The sequence below is a fragment of the Paucibacter sp. B51 genome (assembly GCF_027863535.1).
GTDB lineage: Bacteria > Pseudomonadota > Gammaproteobacteria > Burkholderiales > Burkholderiaceae_C > Paucibacter_A > Paucibacter_A aquatilis.
Map to the genome: position 1 here is coordinate 1,519,945 of NZ_JAPIVN010000001.1, position 16,720 is coordinate 1,536,664.

General features: G+C 68.5%; 12 protein-coding genes. 4 read left to right on the forward strand and 8 right to left on the reverse strand.

The features are described 5' to 3' along the window. Positions 1-8: 8 nt before the first annotated feature. Entirely contained in the window at positions 9-1,121 is a 1,113-nt protein-coding gene (locus tag OOB33_RS06465) for an ABC transporter substrate-binding protein (protein ID WP_442952992.1), read from the reverse strand. Between the two features lie 240 nt (positions 1,122-1,361). Here OOB33_RS06465 and OOB33_RS06470 point away from each other — a divergent pair, with 240 nt between their 5' ends. Further along, positions 1,362-2,669: an acyltransferase family protein gene (locus OOB33_RS06470; RefSeq protein ID WP_271008090.1), complete on the forward strand. Its 1,308-nt coding sequence runs from the start codon at positions 1,362-1,364 to the stop codon at positions 2,667-2,669. 14 nt (positions 2,670-2,683) lie between these two features. Then, positions 2,684-3,130: a lactoylglutathione lyase gene (locus tag OOB33_RS06475; RefSeq protein ID WP_102768370.1), complete on the forward strand. Its 447-nt coding sequence runs from the start codon at positions 2,684-2,686 to the stop codon at positions 3,128-3,130. A 9-nt stretch (positions 3,131-3,139) separates the two neighbouring features. Here OOB33_RS06475 and OOB33_RS06480 read toward each other — a convergent pair whose 3' ends face one another. The 6 genes from OOB33_RS06480 to OOB33_RS06505 all read right to left on the reverse strand — a co-directional run bounded on the left by OOB33_RS06480 (position 3,140) and on the right by OOB33_RS06505 (position 10,169). Next, positions 3,140-3,949, reverse strand: coding sequence for a hypothetical protein (locus OOB33_RS06480; protein ID WP_171828112.1), 810 nt, complete (start codon positions 3,947-3,949; stop codon positions 3,140-3,142). An 11-nt stretch (positions 3,950-3,960) separates the two neighbouring features. Beyond that, positions 3,961-4,521 (reverse strand): hypothetical protein, encoded by a 561-nt coding sequence (locus tag OOB33_RS06485; RefSeq protein ID WP_207795953.1) that lies wholly within the window; start codon positions 4,519-4,521, stop codon positions 3,961-3,963. 208 nt (positions 4,522-4,729) lie between these two features. Continuing rightward, on the reverse strand, positions 4,730-5,383 hold the full coding sequence (locus OOB33_RS06490) for a hypothetical protein (protein ID WP_207795952.1): 654 nt from the start codon (positions 5,381-5,383) through the stop codon (positions 4,730-4,732). Positions 5,384-5,430: 47 nt separating this feature from the next. Then, positions 5,431-6,699 carry an FAD-dependent monooxygenase gene (locus tag OOB33_RS06495; protein ID WP_271008091.1) on the reverse strand — a complete coding sequence of 423 codons (1,269 nt, stop codon included), beginning with the start codon at positions 6,697-6,699 and terminating at the stop codon, positions 5,431-5,433. A gap of 89 nt (positions 6,700-6,788) precedes the next feature. Next, positions 6,789-8,273 (reverse strand): hypothetical protein, encoded by a 1,485-nt coding sequence (locus OOB33_RS06500; RefSeq protein ID WP_271008092.1) that lies wholly within the window; start codon positions 8,271-8,273, stop codon positions 6,789-6,791. 114 nt (positions 8,274-8,387) lie between these two features. Continuing rightward, positions 8,388-10,169 carry an alkaline phosphatase D family protein gene (locus OOB33_RS06505; protein WP_271008093.1) on the reverse strand — a complete coding sequence of 594 codons (1,782 nt, stop codon included), beginning with the start codon at positions 10,167-10,169 and terminating at the stop codon, positions 8,388-8,390. A 203-nt stretch (positions 10,170-10,372) separates the two neighbouring features. On the opposite strand from OOB33_RS06505, the gene OOB33_RS06510 reads away from it, so the two are divergent. Both OOB33_RS06510 and OOB33_RS06515 read left to right on the forward strand, forming a co-directional pair. Then, positions 10,373-11,356 carry a potassium channel beta subunit family protein gene (locus tag OOB33_RS06510; protein ID WP_271008094.1) on the forward strand — a complete coding sequence of 328 codons (984 nt, stop codon included), beginning with the start codon at positions 10,373-10,375 and terminating at the stop codon, positions 11,354-11,356. Positions 11,357-11,555: 199 nt separating this feature from the next. Further along, positions 11,556-14,741 carry a ligand-binding sensor domain-containing diguanylate cyclase gene (locus OOB33_RS06515; RefSeq protein WP_271008095.1) on the forward strand — a complete coding sequence of 1,062 codons (3,186 nt, stop codon included), beginning with the start codon at positions 11,556-11,558 and terminating at the stop codon, positions 14,739-14,741. Here the strand turns inward: OOB33_RS06515 and OOB33_RS06520 are convergent. After that, a complete protein-coding gene (locus tag OOB33_RS06520; RefSeq protein ID WP_271008096.1) occupies positions 14,728-16,680 on the reverse strand; it encodes a sensor domain-containing diguanylate cyclase in 1,953 nt (650 codons plus the stop codon). The genes OOB33_RS06515 and OOB33_RS06520 overlap by 14 nt on opposite strands. Between the last annotated feature and the right edge of the window lie 40 nt (positions 16,681-16,720).

Consider the following 16,720-nt stretch of genomic DNA (forward strand, 5'->3'; position numbering starts at 1 on the left):
TCAGCCACTCAACGCCAGAACTTGCCGTCGGGTCCGATGATGGCCAGATCGGCATAGTCCATGCCGGTGTGGTCGCTGCTGCTGAAGCGCAGTTCCAGGCCTCCGAGATCGAGCTTGCCCAGGCCGTCGAGTGCGCGCAGCAGGCCGGCGCGGTTCAGGTCCTTGCCGGCCTTGCGCAGGGCGGCCACCAGCACCTTGGCGGCGGCAAAGCCCTCGACATTGGAGGGCGTCAGCTCCTTCAGGCCCGCGGCCTTGGCCAGCTCCTGGGCCTCGCGGATCATGGCGGTGTTGAGCGAGCGCTCGGACGGGAAGACCTGGCTGACGATGATGCCGCGGCCCAGGGTGTCCAGCTGCTTGATGAAACCCGAGGAGGCGTTGTTGGACAGGGTCACGACCTGGGCGGCCGAGCCTGCGGCGCGCAAGGCCTTGATGCCATCGGCCACGGCCGCGCCGGCGCCGATGAAGAGCAGGGCCTGGGCATCGGCCTTGGCCAGCTGGGCCATCAGCGGCGCCATCTCGGGCTTGTCGCGTGGGAATTTCAGGTGGGCCAGGGGCTGCAGCTTGGCGGCCTGCAAACCCTTGAGCGCGCCGGTGGCCGCATCGGCACCAAAGCTGTCGTCCACCTGGACCAGGGCGATGCGGGCCATGCCCATGCCGGCCAGGTGCTGGATGGCGCGCTCGGCCTCGCGCTGGTAGGTGGCGCGCACATTGAACACATACGGGTTGACCGGCTTGTGCAGCAGCATGGCGCCGGTCGAGGGCGCCACCAGGGCCAGCTTGTGTTCGGCCAGCAGGGGCAGGATGGCCTGGCTGTGCGGCGTGCCGCGGTTCAGGAACAGGGCGATCACGCCCTGGTCGATCAGCTTCTTGGCGTTCTCGGCGGCCAGGGCGGGCTCGAACCGGTCGTCCAGCGAGATCAGCTCGATGGCCTGGCCGTTGACGCCACCGGCGGCGTTGATCGCGTTCAGGTAGAGCTTGGCGCCCTCGGTGGTCTCCTTGACCCCGGCGGCCACCGGGCCGCTGAAACCCGCCGTTTGGCCGATCTTGATCTGGGCCATGGCGGTGGCCGTCAGGCCCAGGCTGCAGCACAGGGCCAATGCAAGGCGACGCAAGGGGATCATGGTGGGCACGCTTTCTCGTTGAGCTCGGTGTTCCTTCGGGAACGGCTGCGATTGTGGCAAAGCCCGTCCGACTCGCCCGGGCCGAAACGCGGCCTGTGTGTGAGCAAATGATTCAGATCCCGGGTTTCGTGACCCGCGCGGCGCCTGGGGGTGAAAGAACCGCTGCCAACTCGCCCCAGACCAAGGCCCGCTCACCCCATTTGCTTGGCGCTCGCGGGGGAGGGCGGCGATGCTTCGGCCATGAACACACCCAGCCCCTCCATCACCCCGCCGAACACGCCCGCGACCGAATCGCGGCTGTTCTTCATCGACTGGTTGCGCATCCTGGCCTTTGGCCTGCTGGTGCCCTATCACGTGGGCATGTACTACGTGAGCTGGGGCTGGCATGTCAAAAGCCCCGCCGCCAGTGAGACGCTGGAGCCGCTGATGCTGATGAGCTCGCCCTGGCGTCTGGGCCTGCTGTTCTTCGTCGGCGGCGTGGCCCTGGCCCAGGCCTGGGGGCGCGAGCAGTCGCAGCGGCCGGGCCAGCCTTCCGGCCTGCTGCGCCAGCGCAGTGCCCGCCTGCTGCTGCCCTTGGTCTTCGGCATGCTGCTCATCGTGCCGCCGCAGAGTTATTTCGAGGTGGTGCAGAAGCTGGCCTACCCAGGCTCTTACCTCGAGTTCATGCGGCAGTATCTGCAGGGCTTTGATGGCTTTTGCTTCGCGGAAGAAGGCCGCCGCAAATGCCTGAGCCTGCCCACCTGGAACCACCTCTGGTTCCTGCCTTATCTCTGGGTCTATGGCTGGATCGGCATCACGCTGCTTCGCCGCGCGCCGGCCTGGCTGGCGGGTCTGGGCCAGCGGCTGGCGGGCCTGGGACCCTGGGGTCTGCTGCTGGGCCTGGCCCTGCCGCTGATGCTGGCGCGCCAGCTGGTCGGGGCATTCCCCTCCACCCACAACCTGACCTGGGATTGGTACAACCACGCCCAATACCTGAGCCTGTTCCTGATGGGCATGGTGGCCTCGCAGGCCGGGCGGGCGTTCTGGCAGCGCCTGAGTGCGCTGCGCTGGCCGGCCCTGGTCGGCGCCGTGCTGGCCTGGGCGCTGCTGATGGTCTATTTCGAGGCCTATGCCAAGGCCACGCCGCCGGAGGGCCTGCGCGCCCTGATGCGCTGTGTCTGGGGTCTGCTGCAATGGTGGGCCACGGCGGCGGCTTGCGGCTTTGCCTTCCGGCATCTCGATGTGGACTCGGCCTGGCGCCGCCGGCTCAGCGCTGCCGTGTTCTGCGTCTACATCCTGCATCAGACGGTGATCGTGCTGCTGACCCAGGCCCTGGCGCCCCTGCACCTGGCGCCGCTGCCCGAGGGCCTGCTGCTGATCACTGCCACCTGGGCACTCTGCGCGCTGGCTTATGGGGTGGTTCGTGCATGGCTGCCAGCGCCGCTGGCCTTGCTGCTGGGCGTGGATCGCCCCAAGACCCCGGCCGTGCAGGCCGGCCGTTCCGCCGCGACAATCTCAGGCCCTGTCCCCCACACCACCACCGCCGAGCTGGGCCCGGAGGCCCGCTGAGCACGAGGAAGTCGATGAAATACCTGCACACCATGGTCCGCGTGACCGACCTGGACCTTTCGCTGAAGTTCTACCGCGATGCCCTGGGCCTGGTCGAGGTGCGCCGCAGCGAGCACGAAGCCGGCCGCTTCACCCTGCTGTACCTGGCTGCGCCCGGCGATGAAGCGGGCAAGTACCAGCCCCAGGTCGAGCTGACCTACAACTGGCCCGATGCCAATGGCCAAGGCGAGGTCTACACCGGTGGCCGCAATTTCGGCCACCTGGCCTTTGCCGTGCCCGATATCTATGCCGCCTGCCAGCGCCTGGCCGACCACGGCGTGACCGTGCTGCGCCCGCCGCGCGACGGCCGCATGGCTTTTGTGCGCTCGCCCGATGGCATCTCGGTCGAGCTGCTGCAGGACGGCCCGGCCCTGGCGCCGGCCGAGCCCTGGGCCTCCATGGCCAACACGGGTTCCTGGTAACCCCCGTTCTCAGCCCGTGCCGCTGCTCTTCTTGCGGCTTTGCTCCAGCTGCGCCCACAAGGCCTCGGCCTTCTGGGCCGCTTCCTGGCGGGCCGCTTCGCCGAGCTGCTGGTAGTCTTGGGTGCGCACAAACCAGTCGGCGCTGAGCTCATCGCCGGAGCGGCGGGCGATCAGGTTCCAGGCGGCCGCATCGAGCGGCCGTTTTTCCAGCAGATAGGTCTCCGAGATCATGGCCGCGGCATGCAGATTGCCGCGCAGGTAGGCCTCGGTCAGCGCCGTGCGGGCCGCTTCGCGGTAGGGGAAGCCGGGCTCGTGCTCGGGGTCTTGGGGCTTGCCGTCGAGGGCAAACAGATAGCGCTCGGCCAGATGGGTCAGGGCTTGCACATCCTTGGCGGCGGCAGCCTGACGCAGCTGGGTCAGTGGCATCTGGTAGTAACGCTCGTGGATCTGGTAGCCCAGGCGACGCAGGTTCTCGTTGATGGCCTTGTCCTCGGCACTGAGCTCGCCCTGGGGTGACAAGGCATCGGCCGCTTCGGTGGACGCGCCGGCCATCTGCCAGGGGTTGTCATGGCTGTGATCATGGGCCGCGTGCTCGTGCCCGGGCTCGCTGGCCTTGGGACCGCGCGGCAGGGGCTGATCCACGGCGCCAAACAGATCGCGCAAGGCATTGCCGGGTTCGGCCGGCTGCGAGGCGGCGGCGGCACGGGCCGCTTGCTCGGCCGCTCGAGCTTGTTCCTGGGCGGCCTCGTCCTGCTGCCACCAGACCATCAGTCCGCTGGCCAGCAGGGCGGCGGCCATGCCCCAGCGGGTGGGAGTCATGGCCGCTTTCATCAGATGCGGGTCAGGCAGGCGTTCAGACCGTTGGCATAGCCGTAGCGCGAGTAGTAGTCGCGCTGCGAAGGCGTGCCATGGGTCGAGTAGTCCGCCGCGGCCCGGGCCGAGCGCACGGCCGACTCGATGAAGCTGGGGTAGCGCAGCGTGGTCTGGGCGTACTTGGCGAAGGTGCCGCCGACGCAATCGGCCTGCAGCTCTTGCATGGGCGCGCGCTTGTTGATGCCGCGGGTGAACTGGATCGAGTGGCCCCACTCGTGGGCGATGATGAACTTGGCCACGTAGTTGCCGTAGCTGTTCTCCTGGCCTTGCAGGAAGGAGGTGCCGACGCTGATGGTGTAAGGGCCGCAGGCAAAGGCGCTGGGCGAGGGCTCGCCGCAGGCGCGCTGGTTCACATACACCGTGGGGCGGGCATAGCCGCCCAGCTGGCCGCGGATCTCGGTGGCCGAGTTCTGGATGTAGGTGTTGTTCACCGTGGCGGCGCCGGCGGGCATCAAGCCCAGGGCCAGGGTCAGGGCAGCGGCCGCTTGGGCCAGGCCGTGAATGCGTGCAGTTTTCATGGCTGTTGTTCTCTCAGGCTGTGTTGAGATGAGGAAGAAAAGAAGGCCTCACCGGGTGAGGTGGGGCCGTCGCTGCGCACACGTCAACAGCTTGTGCGCCTGCCTGAAAGTATGGGGAGGCCGTCAGCCTCCCGGCTGAGGGTTTCCATGGCAAACCCGCGTTAACCCGCCTGCAAGCTCTTACAGGGCGAGGCCGCAATGAAACAGTTCAGTCGCTGTAGCCCCAGGGGGCCGGCGGCGGCGGCACCGGCTGGCTGAGGTCGAAGTCGACGCGGAACTCGCGGCTTTCGCGCAGCAGGCGGTAGCTGAAGCTCTTGAGCTCGGTGTGGATCATCAACTGCCAGATATTGCCGACCGAAGCGGCCATGCCCTGGCGCAGGAACAGCTCCTGGCTGTAGGGGTCGGCCGGGAAGGACTGCAGTTGCGGCCAACCGGCCTCGCGGGTGTGGCCGCCGTACATGGTCGATGCATCGCTGCGGCCATCGGCTTTGCGGTGGTCATGCTTGAGGCTCAGGCCCGAGCCGGTCTGGCTGATGATCCAGGTGCGGGAATGGTCCTCTCCGACATGGAAAGGGATCTGGATTTCGCGCTCGCTGCAGCGCCGCACATGCATCAGCAGACGGCCTTCAAAGCCGCGGCCGCTCTTGGGCTGGTCTTGCACCACACGGCCTTCGAAGGCCTGGCCGCAGAGGCTGCGCAACTGGTCGAAGAATTGCTGATGGGCCTGCGCCGAGACCAGGGGTGCCGCTTGCACCACCGGGCTTGTGGCCGGTGCCGGGCTCGCTGCCGGGGCCAGCGTGTGGCTGCAAGCCAGCAGCAGGGCGGCAGTCCAGGGGCCGGTCGATCGGGGCAGGGCAGGCATGGTGGGCTCGTTTTCCTGGGGTTCGCTGCGGAGGGGGGAAGGCGCGCTCAGCGCCGGCCGAACATCATCTGCCGCGCCAGCGCCTTCTTCAGCGGCGGGATCTGCTGCAGCCCGGCCAGGGCCAGGCCGCGCACGGCAGGCAGACCCGGCCAGCGCCAGGCGAAGCTGCGGGCCAGGAAGTCGGTGGCCGCGATCATGCTCCAGCGGTCGGGGGCGCGCTGCCACTCGACCCGGCGCAGCGCCTGGCTGACCCAGAGTGCCGGCAGCCCCGGCTCGCTGCTGCGGGCCTGGCCCTGCACCAGGGCCTCGACAAGCGCATAGGCATCGCGCAGGCCCAGGTTCAGGCCCTGGCCGGCGACCGGGTGCAGGGTCTGGGCGGCATTGCCGATGCGCACGACCTGACCCTCGACCAGGCTGCGCTCGGCGTTCAGGCCCAGGGCAAAGCATTTGAGCGGGCTGATGCCCTGCAGCGTGCCCACGCGCGCCGGCAGCAGGCTCTGGATCACGGCCAGGCGCTGCGCGTCGCTGAGCGAGGCGATGTCATCGTCGGCCTGGGGCATGCACCAGACCAGGGCCGCGCGGCGCTGACCGTCGCGCGGGCGCAGCGGCAGCAGGGCCAGCGGGCCGTTGCGGGTGAAGCGTTCGAAGGCCAGACCCGGCGGGCTGTCCTCGGCCAGGATGACGCTGCCGACCCAGGCGTTCTGCTGGTAATCGTGCGAAACGGCCTTGCGCGCCTGCTCGGCAAACACGCCGCCCTCGGCCACCACCGCCAGATCGAAGCTCTCGGCCACGCCGGCATCGATCTCCACCCCGGGCGAGAGCGGTTTCAAGCCCTGCACCGGTGTGCCAAAGCGGCTGAACAAGCGGCCCGGCTCGGCCTGCACGCGCGCCTGCCAGGCGGCCTGCATCGGCGCCACCAGCTGGCCATAGCTGAGCACCGCGCCCAGCTGCGGCACGCCTTGCTCGGCCGCGCTCAGGCGCACCTCGGGCTCCTGGCTGGGGCCGAACAGCGGGTGGCTCAGCGTGGGCGGCGCCTGGCTGACGCTGACCTCGAGAATCGCCTGCGCGGCCTCCGCATCCCAGGCCTGCAGGCGCTGCAGCAGCTGCACGCTGCCCAGGGCCAGTGCCAGGGTGCGCGGGTCGCCCGACACATCCTTGTCCAGCGGCCGCGCGTCGAACAGCGTCACCTGGGCTTGCGGCAGGCGCTGCGCGGCCAGCAAGGCCAGGCTCAGGCCGGCCGGGCCGGCGCCGATGATGGCCAGGCGCAGCGGTGTGGCGTCGGGGGCCGAGGAATTGGAGGCAGAAGAGGCGGGCATGGGTGCAGCATCGGGGCGAGAAGAGGCCAGCAAAAGCGGGCAAGTTGGCACTATAGCCAGCGCCGACCCGCCCGCTGCCCGGATGGTCTTCAGCCGCCGCAGCTGCCCCAGGTCTTGCCCTGGTCGGCGCTGCACTCCTTGCGGCTGGTGCCGTCGGCCAGGGTGCTGGTTCGAGTCCAGGGGCCGGTGTTGCTCTTCTCGATGGTGATTCGCAGCTGGCTGTCGTCGGTGGAGCGCTTGAGCCAGCTGAACACCGGGAGCTTGACCTCGTCCTCGAAGCGGTAGCCGCTGGCCGCCATGCGCTGGATCACGCTGGCGAAGTCCAGCTGGGCGCTCTTGCCCTGCAGCCGCTCCCAGTCCTTGAGCAGGGCGTGCTCGGGCTGCTCGGCATAGAAGCGCAGATTGCTCAGATAGGACACCTGGCCCACCCGGTAGTCGGTGTAGTACTCGCGCAGGCCCACGGGGCCGGGGCTGGCCGCATGGGCCGCGTTGAAGCAGGCTTGCGGGTCGGCCTCGCGCTTGGGGTCCTCGTAGTGCACCACCAGCTCGTATCGCACGCCGTCCTTGCTCTGTTCCACGGCCTCGTTGAGCTTGCACAGGTAGTCGCTGCCATCGTTCTGGAAGTTGTAGGCGGTGCGGGTGGTCTTGAGCGTGGCGGCACCCCAGGGCTGGCTGTCCTGGCGACGCAGATTGAGCACGCGCTGGATCTTGCTCAGGTTCTCGTCCAGCACCACCCATTCGTTGAGGTAGCCGCTGGGGCGCCAGACCGAGGCGTTGCGATACCAGACACCGGCTTGGTCATCGAACTGCCGCGTGCCGCGGCCGCGGTAGACCTCGGCGCGGATGAAGGTGGCGTCGGGGTACTGGGCGTGCAGCTGGCGTTTGTAGGCGTAGCCGGCCTTCAGACCCTTGACGATGTCCTGGGCCAGCTTGTAGCTCTGCTCGTCCTTGGACTTGATGAAGTCGTCATGGATGCGTGCTTCCGACAGGTTATGTCGGCGCACCAGATCGCCCATCACGGTCTTGATCTCGTGGATCATGGTTTCGCGCAGGCTCTGGTTCTGGCGCAGCTGCTCGCAGCTGTTGAGCTTGGGGTCGCTGGCAGTGATGCGGGTGCGCACCTGGTCCCAGATGGCGGTGGTCAGGGGCGAAATGTTCAGCACCTGATCCACGCTGATGGGTTGGAACTGCGGGGCGATGGCCATCTGGTAGGCCTCCTTCACCGGGCCGCTGTCTTCGTCCACCGCGCCCACGGGCACGTCCACGTAGAGCGTGGAATACGGCAGGCAGGCGCGTTGCGGCTCGCTCAGCTCCAGCTGGTAGGCTCCGGCGGCTTTGGAGACGGTGGAGGGCTCATCGGCATCCTTGAGGTGGTTGCCGTTGATGTCCAGCCAGACGGTGGCGCCGCTGACATAGCCGTCGATGACCTTGCCGCCTTGCACCGACAGCTTGGCCGGCGGCGGCGGCGGCGGTGGCGCGGTTTCGCTGCCGCCACCACCGCCACAGCCCGTTGCCGTCAACGCCACCAGCCCACTGGCGCATAGCGCGCCCCAGCTCAAGCCTGCTTTTTCCATCGTCCCTCGTCCTTGTTTTGATCGAAAAAGGCGCGAGTCTAGGCTGGGGCTTCCCGCACGCGCCTCAGGGTTCCCCCTGGGTTTGTGGCGCGCTCCCCCGACAGAGGGGGAAATTCAGACTGCCACGAGGCGGCGCTGGCCTTGGCCCGGCAGCACCTTGAGCGATTTGCCCACGCTGGCCGTGTACTCGCGGCTGGTGATGGTGCTGACGTAGACCCAGTCCGAACGGCATTCCTGCGCGGTGGCGGTGATGACCATGAAGCCGCGGCGCGAGGTGTCGGCATATTCCAGCGGGCCGATCAGCTGGGTCAGCGCGCCGGCCAGCACCTGGGGCGTTTCCTTGGGCAGGTAGACCTCGAAGCCCGGCGAGGTGACCGACGAGGTGGCGAACTCCACGCCCACTTGGTTGCCGGCCAGGTCTTGCAGATCGCTGGCCCAGGCGTTGTGCGTGTCACCGGCCAGCACCACCAGGTTTTTGTTGAGCTGGCGGGCCGTGGCGAGCACGGTCTCGCGTGCGGCGGCGTAGCCGTCCCAGGCATCGAGGTTGTAGGGGATGGAGGGCTGGGCCAGCACGGCGCGTTCTTGTGCTGTCAGCGTGGCCGGTGCCAGCTGCGACTTGGCCACCATGGCGGCGTAGGCCGAGACGCTGACGCCGGTGCCGGGGTAGTTGGCCTCGAACAGGATGGGCGCAGGGATGTTCATGCGGCCCATCAGCACCTGTTGGCCCAAGACCTGCCAGGTGGCGCTGGAGGCGGCCAGTTGCTGCTGCAGCCAGCCATTCTGCGCCGCACCTAGCAGCTGGCGGTCGGCCCGGGCCATGTCCTTGCCAAAGCTGACGGCGTCGAAGCCGTTGGCGCCTGTGTACTTGGCATAGTCCAGCGGCTCGTCGCGACCGACGATGCGCGTGTCAAGCATGTGCAAGGCCAGCAGATTGCCGAAGGCAAAGCTGCGGTAGATCTGCTCGGGGTTCGTCTGGCTGCGGATCGGCATCCACTCGTGGTAGGCCTGAATGGCCGCTGCCTTGCGCTTGGCGTAGTCGCCTTCGGTCGCGGGCTGGTGGTTCTCGGCGCCGTTCATCCAGGCGTCGTTGGTGATCTCGTGGTCGTCCCAGACGGCGATCATCGGCAGCTTGGCATGCAGGCGCTGCAGGTCGGCATCGGCGCGGTACTGGGCGTAGCGACGGCGGTAGTCGTCCAGGGCGATGGTTTCGCCGGCAGGCTCGACCTCGCGGCCCAGGGTTTTGGCCTGCTCGCTGGCATAGCCGCCACGGCCGTATTCGTAGAGGTAATCGCCCAGGTGGACGGCCACATCGAGGTCGTCGCGCTTGGCGGCCTCTGCGTAGACGTTGAAATAGCCGGCCGGGTAGTTGGCGCAGGAGAACACGGCCATCTTCACCTGGCTGATGGCGTCGCCGCTGGGCAGGGTCTTGGTCTTGCCGACCTCGGAGTTGCGGCCGTTGCAGCTGAAACGGTAGTAGTAGCTTTGGCCGGCTTGCAGGCCGGTGGCGTCCACCTTGACGGTGTGGTCGCGCGTTGCCGCGGCCTGGGCCGTGCCCGAGGCGACCACGGTCTTGAAGTCGGTGTCGCTGGCCACTTCCCAGCGCAGCGTCAGCTCACGCAGATCGCTGCTGTCGGCCGCGCGCACGCGGGTCCACAGGATCACGCGGTCGTTCTGCGGGTCACCGCTGGCCACGCCGTGGGTGAAGACCACGGGCAGCGCCGGCGGCTCCTTGCTCTCCGGGCTGCTGTCGCTGCTGCCGCAGCCGCTCAGGCTCAGGGCGCCCAGCAGGCCGCTGCCGCTGGCGGCCAGGGCCACGGAGCCGCGCACGAAATGCCGGCGGCTGCTGTCGCCGAGGGCGGGCTGGAGGAGGTTGTGTTGCTTGGTGGGCGTCGTCATGGTGCGGTGGCGAGGGTTGCGGCAGTGTCTGCGAAGCGGCGCATTCTGGGCAGGCTCGGTGACAGCGTCGCGAAAAATGCGACTCTAGAGTGCCCTCCCCAGTTCCTCGGGCAATGCCGTGCGCACAGCGCAAGCGATCCAGCTCGGCTACCCTCCGTCCTTTGTTGACAAGATGCCGCCTGTGGCGGCCGGAGAACCCATCCATGCAATACCGTCGTCTGGGCCGCAGCGGCCTGCAAGTGTCCGAGCTGTCCCTGGGCTCCTGGGTCACGTACCACAACCAGGTGGACACGCATGCCGCCACCGAGATGCTGGCCGCCGCCTTTGATGCCGGCGTCAACTTCTTCGACAACGCCGAGGTCTATGCCCTGGGGCAAAGCGAACGCGTCATGGGCGAGGCCTTCAAGGCCTTGAAGTGGCCGCGCCTGCAGTACGTGGTGTCGACCAAGTTCTACTGGGGCCTGGGCGGCGAGGGCAACAACACCGTCAACCGCAAGGACACGCTCAACCGCAAGTACCTGATGCAGGCCATCGACGGCTCTCTGCAGCGCTTGCAGCTGGATTTCATCGATCTGGTCTATTGCCACCGCCCTGATCCGCACACGCCGATCGAGGAGACCGTGCATGCGATGAGCGACATGATCACCCAGGGCAAGGCCTTGTACTGGGGTACCAGCGAGTGGTCGGCTGCCGACATCCGCGCCGCCTGGGAGATTGCCGAACGCCACCATCTGCACAAGCCGGTGATGGAACAGCCGCAATACAACCTGTTCCACCGCCAGCGCGTCGAGCAGGAATACGCCCGCCTGTACCAGGACATCGGCCTGGGTCTGACGACCTGGAGCCCCCTGGCCTCGGGCCTGCTGACCGGCAAGTACAAGGCCGGCATCCCGGAAGGCAGCCGCGGTGCGCTGGAGAACATGGCCTGGATGCGTGAGCAGCTGCAGGATGCGGCCAAGAACAAGGCCGTGGTCGAGCTGGAGCAGGTGGCGGCCGATCTGGGCGGCAATGTGGCCCAGCTGGCCATCGCCTGGGCCAATCGCAACCCGCTGGTCAGCACCGTCATCCTCGGTGCCAGCAAGCTGCCGCAGCTGCAGGACAACCTGGGCGCCCTGGCCTTGACGCCCAAGCTCACGCCCGAGGTGCTGGCCCGCATCGACACCATCACCCAGCCGCTGTCGCGCTGACGCTGAAGGTGGCGGAGTGTCCGGTATTTCCGGGCATGCGCGGGGCGGCCATGCCCTACCATCCGGCGTGATGGAAGACGAAGCCTGCCGTATCCGCTGCCCCAGCCCTGCGCGGCCTGAGCCCCTGCGGCAGCGGGCGCAGCTTGTGGCGTGGCTGCTGGGCTTGTGCTGCTTCCTGCTGCCCGGGTTTCAGGCCCGAGTGAGCGCGGCGCCTGGCACCGGCATCGAGCTGCCCCTGCGTTTCGAGGCGGTTGGCCAGAACGGAGTGATCCCCAACAATGTGCTGTCCGCTCTGGCCCAGGATCAGAAGGGCTTTCTCTGGGTGGGCTCGGCGGCGGGGCTCTTGCGCTTTGATGGCTACAACTTCCGGCAGTTGCAGCTGCCGGCGCTGCAGGCGCAACAGCGCGGAGGGGCGTCGATCGACAGCCGCAGCCTAGGCTTTGTGCGTGTGCTGCTGAGCGGGCGCGACGGCCGGCTGTGGATCGGCAGCGATTCTGGTGGGCTGGTCGTGCACGATCCGGTCAACGAATCCACCACCCTCTACCGCCACGACCCGGCCCAGCCCGAGCGCACGGTGCCCAGCGGCACGGTGCTGGCCCTGGCGGAGGCGCCCGATGGGCAGATCTGGCTGGGCACGGCCTTGCAGGGCTTGAGCCGCTTCGATCCGGTGGGACAGACTTTTGAGCATTTCCGCCATGAGCCCGGCCGGGCCGGCAGCCTGCCCGACAACAGCGTGCAGACCCTGCTGCTCGATCGCCAGGGCACGCTCTGGATCGGCGGGCTCGGCGGTCTGGCCCGCAAGGCCGCGAACAGCGATCGCTTCGAGCCCGTGCCCCTGCCCGGCTTGGGGACGGGGACGGCCATCGTGCTGCGCCTGCATCAGGCCGAAGACGGCCAGATCTGGCTGGGCACCCAGCAAGGCGATCTGGCCTTGATCGACCCGGGCAGCCGGCGGCTGCGAGTGATCGACGCAACAGGGCCGCGGGGCGCGGTCTATGCCATGGCTCAGGCCGGGCCCAGCCAGATCTGGGTGGGGCGAGCTGGGGGGCTGGAGCTGCGCGCCGTGTCCGACGGGCGCTTGCTGCAGACCTTGCGACACAACCCGCGCAACCCCAGCAGCCTGGGCGGCAACGAGGTGCGCTGCCTGCTGCAGGACCGTGGCGGCTGGATGTGGGTGGGCGGTTTCGGCGGCGGCCTGCAACGCCATGACGCCGACAACCAGAGCATCGGCGTGCGCAAGCTCGATGAGGATGGCGACGCGGTCTTCGACGACCCCAATGCCCGCAGTCTGCTGGAGCTGGACAGCGGCGAGGTCTGGGTGGGTACCACCTCGCAAGGCATCGGCGTGCTGGACGCGCAGCTGAAGGTGCGGCGCCAGATCGACCTGCGCGCCGCCCTGCGGCGCGGGCCAAAGGAGGCGGTGCGCGTGTCCACCCTTGCGCGGGCGCCCGATGGCACGGTCTGGGTGGGCGTGGATTCGCAGCTGCTGCGCGTGGATGGCCAGGGCCGCGCGCTGCAAAGCCTGGGCGTGGGTCAGGGGCGCATGCGCCGCACCGTGTTCGGCCGTGAGGGCGAGCTGTGGATCGGCACTCAGGACGGGCTGTTTCAACTGACGCCGGGGCAGAACGCCGCGCGCCGCATCAGCCTGGCCGGGGGCGTGGCGCTCAAGGGAGAGGTCAACGCCATCGCCGAAGGGGCCGACGGCACGCTCTGGGTCGGCGGTGAAGCCGGCCTGTTCCTGCGCCCTGCGGGTTCGAGTGAGCTTCAGGCCGTGCCGATGGCTCCGGGCCAGGGCTTGCGCAACAGCATCATCACCGGCCTCTTGATCGACCGCCGCCAGCGCCTCTGGGTGGACACCGCCACCGGCCTGCACCAGATGAGCGGCTGGGACGGGCGCCAGGCCAGCTTCGATGCCATCAGCGATCGCAAGGGCATTGGCGGCCGCAGCTTCGGCGCCAATCTGCTGGACGACGAGCGCGGCCGCATCTGGAGCCAGAACTATGTCTACGACCCCAACCGCGACCATCTCTACGAGCTGACCCCGGCCGATGGCGCCGATGCCGGCACCAGCTGGTTCCGCTCTTACACCCGCTTGCGCGACGGCCGTTTTCTGTTCGGGGCCGGCCGCGGCCTGCTGGTGGTGGACCCGGAGAAGTTCGAGGGCTGGGCCTATCAGCCGCCCGTGGTGGCCACCGAGCTGCGCATCGACGGTCAGCGCATGCCCGCCGGTGCGCTCGGCTCCGGCCTGCGGCTCAATCCGCAGCAGCGCAGCTTCAGCCTGGAGTTCTCGGCCCTGGATTTCAGCGACCCCGGGCGCCTGCGCTATGCCTACCAGTTGGAAGGGTATGACCGTGGCTGGGTCAACACCAGCTCGGCCCAGCGCATTGCCAGCTACAGCAACCTCAGCCCGGGCCGCTATCTGCTCAAGGTCAAGGCCAGCAACCGCAGCGGCTTGTGGAGCCCGCAGGAGTTGACGATCCCGATCTGGGTGCAGCCGGCCTGGTGGCAAACCTGGTGGCTGCGCCTGGCTCTGGCCCTGCTGGCCAGCGGCTTGCTCTACGCCCTGGTGCGCTGGCGCACCGGCTATCTGGAGCGCCGCCAGTTTGTGCTGGAAGAGCGGGTGCGTGAGCGCACGGCCGAGCTCGAGGCCTTGTCCGCCGCGCTGCAGGAGAAGTCGCGCGCGCTGGAAGAAAAATCGCTGGCGCTGGAGGACCTGAGCCTGTCCGACCCCCTGACCGGCCTGCGCAACCGCCGCTTCCTGGCCCAGCATATCGAGGCCGATGTCGCCATGACCTTGCGCCGCCACGAGGCCCAGGCCCGGCAAGGCGGTGTCCTGCCCGAGGACGCCGATCTGGTCTTTTTCCTGATCGACATCGACCATTTCAAGGACATCAACGACCGCTTCGGCCATGCCGCCGGCGACCGCCTGCTGCGCCAGATGCGCGACCGCCTGCGCCAGGTCTTCCGCGACACCGACTATCTGGTGCGCTGGGGCGGCGAGGAGTTTCTGATCGTCGCCCGCGGCAGCCCGCGCAGCCATGGGCCCGAGCTGGCCGAGCGCATGCGCGCCCTGGTGGCCGAGAAGCCTTTTGTGCTCGATGCCGATGGCCTGGTGCTGCATAAGACCTGCTCGATCGGTTTTGCCTGCTTCCCGCTGTCGCCACAGCATCCGCGTGCGCTGGATTGGAACCGCACGGTCGATGTGGCCGATGCCATGCTCTACGCTGTCAAGCGCGGCGGCCGCGATGGCTGGATGGGCGTGCTGCAGGCCAGCAGTGGTTCGGCCCAGCAACTGCGCGAGCGAGCCGCCGCCGATTGGTTGCAGGCCGAGGGCGTGATGCGGCTCAGCTCGCCCGGCCTGGGCGCGGCGCTCAAATCGGGTTGAACAAGCCTGCGGCCACGGCGCGATCGCGCCCCTGGGCCTTGGCCTGGTAGAGCGCCAGATCGGCCTGAGCCAGCCACTGCGAGGCCGTGCCGCCACGCAGCGGCACCGCACTGATGACGCCGAGGCTGAGCGTCAGCAGCGGCCCCTGCGGCGAGACCGCATGCTCTATGGCGGCCTGGCGGATGCTGGCCCGGCAGCGCTCGGCCACCGCCATGGCACCGGTGGCATCGGTCTGGGCCAGCAGCAGCACGAATTCCTCGCCGCCATAACGCGCCACCACATCGGTGGGTCGGCCTACGCTGGCGCGCAAGGCCTCAGCCACTCGCACCAGGCAGCTGTCGCCAGCCTGATGGCCGTAGTGGTCGTTGTAGAGCTTGAAATGGTCCACATCGACCAGCAGCAGGCTCAGCGGTGTGCCCAGGCGCAGGCCGCGGCGCCATTCCTCCTCGAGCTTTTGCATCAGCAGGCGGCGGTTGGCCAGCTCGGTCAGCGCGTCGGTGGTGGACAGGCGCAGCAGCTGCTCGTTGGCGTGCTGCAGCTCGATCTCGAACTGCTTGCGCTCGGTCAGGTCGGTGATCACGCCCACATACTGCTTGCCCTGCGGGCCGCGGATCTCGGACACCGAGACCTGCACGGTCAGCGACCGGCCGCTCTTGTGCAGGGCATTGAACTCTCGCGTGCGGCCCAGCAGGGGCAGCTCGCGCTCGCCATCGCTGCCCTCGCGGCGGCGCAGGTAATGGTCGTGGGCGCCGCGGTCGGGTTCGTCCATCAGCAGGGACACGTTCTGGCCCAGCATCTCCCCGGCCCGGTGGCCGAACAGACGTTCCACGGCCGGGTTGCAGCTGAGCATGTGCCCTGCAGCGTCGATGGTGACGATGGCCACGCCTGCCGTCATGATGATGGCCTGCAGCTGTGCCTGGCTCGCTTGCAGCTCGCGCTCCTTGAGCACGAGATCGCTGATGTCCTGACGCACAGCGACCAGGAAGCCTTCGGGCGTGCGTGTCTCGGAAACGCGCAGCCACAGTCCGCTGCTGAGCTGCTGGAGATGGGCTTGTTCGCTGCGGCCGCGGCGTGCCAGGCGCTCTGCCATCCAGGCCTCCTCCATGCCATGTGCTTCCACCGGCAGGGCGCCGGCGGCGCGGGTCTGCTCCAGCATGAAGGCGAAGGTCTTGCCCAGCATCTGCGCATAGTCCAGGTGGGGCATCCAGCTGACCACGCGGCGGTTGGCCAGCAGCAGGCGATCTTGCTCGTCGTAGATCTCGATGCCGGCCGGCATGGCGTCCACCGCGCGCTCCAGCAGCTGACGCTCGGCCTGCGCGGCCGCCTGCGCCCGGGCCAGGGCGTGTTGGGTCTCCACCAGCTCGGTGACATCGAGGCGGATGCAGACCAGCTGGCCCGAGGCCGTGCGTTGCTCGTAGAGATGCAGCCAGCGATCACCGAACTGCTGCAGGCGGGGGCGCAGGCGCTGGCCGCGCTCGGCCAAGCGCTCGGCCAGCCAGTCGGCCTCGCGTCCGCGAGCCTCGGTCACCAGGCCGGCGGCCAGGGATTGGCGCAGCACATCCTTGAAGCGCAGGCCAGGCACCAGGTATTCGGTCACCTGCGGGTAGTCCTCGCGGATGCGCTGGTTGCACAGCAGCAAGCGGTCCTCGGCGTCCCAGAGCTCGAAGCCGGCGGGCAGGGCCTCGATTGCATCAAGCAACTGGCGTTCGCGCTCATCGGCTGCGCTGGCGGCGCTGGCCTTGGCCTGCTCCGTGCGGGCAAGCGATCGAAGCAAGGGCAGCAGGGCCAGCAATGCGGCCCCCAAGGGCAGCGCTGCCAGTTCGCGCGGAGACGGGGTGAAGAGCAGCAGCAGGGCCAGCAGCAGGCTGGCGGCACTGATGCGCAGCAGCATCAGCGTGCGGCGGCGGGCGTCCGGCGCCGGAGGCAGGGGGGTGGTCATTCTTGGTGTCCCGGCCGTGGTGTTCGCCCGATTCTGAATC

Excerpts from the sequence above, each read along its gene's own strand:
- OOB33_RS06465 (WP_442952992.1), bottom strand. The coding sequence starts at position 1,121 with ATGATCCCCTTGCGTCGCCTTGCATTGGCCCTGTGCTGCAGCCTGGGC.
- OOB33_RS06470 (WP_271008090.1), top strand. The coding sequence starts at position 1,362 with ATGAACACACCCAGCCCCTCCATCACCCCGCCGAACACGCCCGCGACC.
- OOB33_RS06475 (WP_102768370.1), top strand. The coding sequence starts at position 2,684 with ATGAAATACCTGCACACCATGGTCCGCGTGACCGACCTGGACCTTTCG.
- OOB33_RS06480 (WP_171828112.1), bottom strand. The coding sequence starts at position 3,949 with ATGACTCCCACCCGCTGGGGCATGGCCGCCGCCCTGCTGGCCAGCGGA.
- OOB33_RS06485 (WP_207795953.1), bottom strand. The coding sequence starts at position 4,521 with ATGAAAACTGCACGCATTCACGGCCTGGCCCAAGCGGCCGCTGCCCTG.
- OOB33_RS06490 (WP_207795952.1), bottom strand. The coding sequence starts at position 5,383 with ATGCCTGCCCTGCCCCGATCGACCGGCCCCTGGACTGCCGCCCTGCTG.
- OOB33_RS06495 (WP_271008091.1), bottom strand. The coding sequence starts at position 6,699 with ATGCCCGCCTCTTCTGCCTCCAATTCCTCGGCCCCCGACGCCACACCG.
- OOB33_RS06500 (WP_271008092.1), bottom strand. The coding sequence starts at position 8,273 with ATGGAAAAAGCAGGCTTGAGCTGGGGCGCGCTATGCGCCAGTGGGCTG.
- OOB33_RS06505 (WP_271008093.1), bottom strand. The coding sequence starts at position 10,169 with ATGACGACGCCCACCAAGCAACACAACCTCCTCCAGCCCGCCCTCGGC.
- OOB33_RS06510 (WP_271008094.1), top strand. The coding sequence starts at position 10,373 with ATGCAATACCGTCGTCTGGGCCGCAGCGGCCTGCAAGTGTCCGAGCTG.
- OOB33_RS06520 (WP_271008096.1), bottom strand. The coding sequence starts at position 16,680 with ATGACCACCCCCCTGCCTCCGGCGCCGGACGCCCGCCGCCGCACGCTG.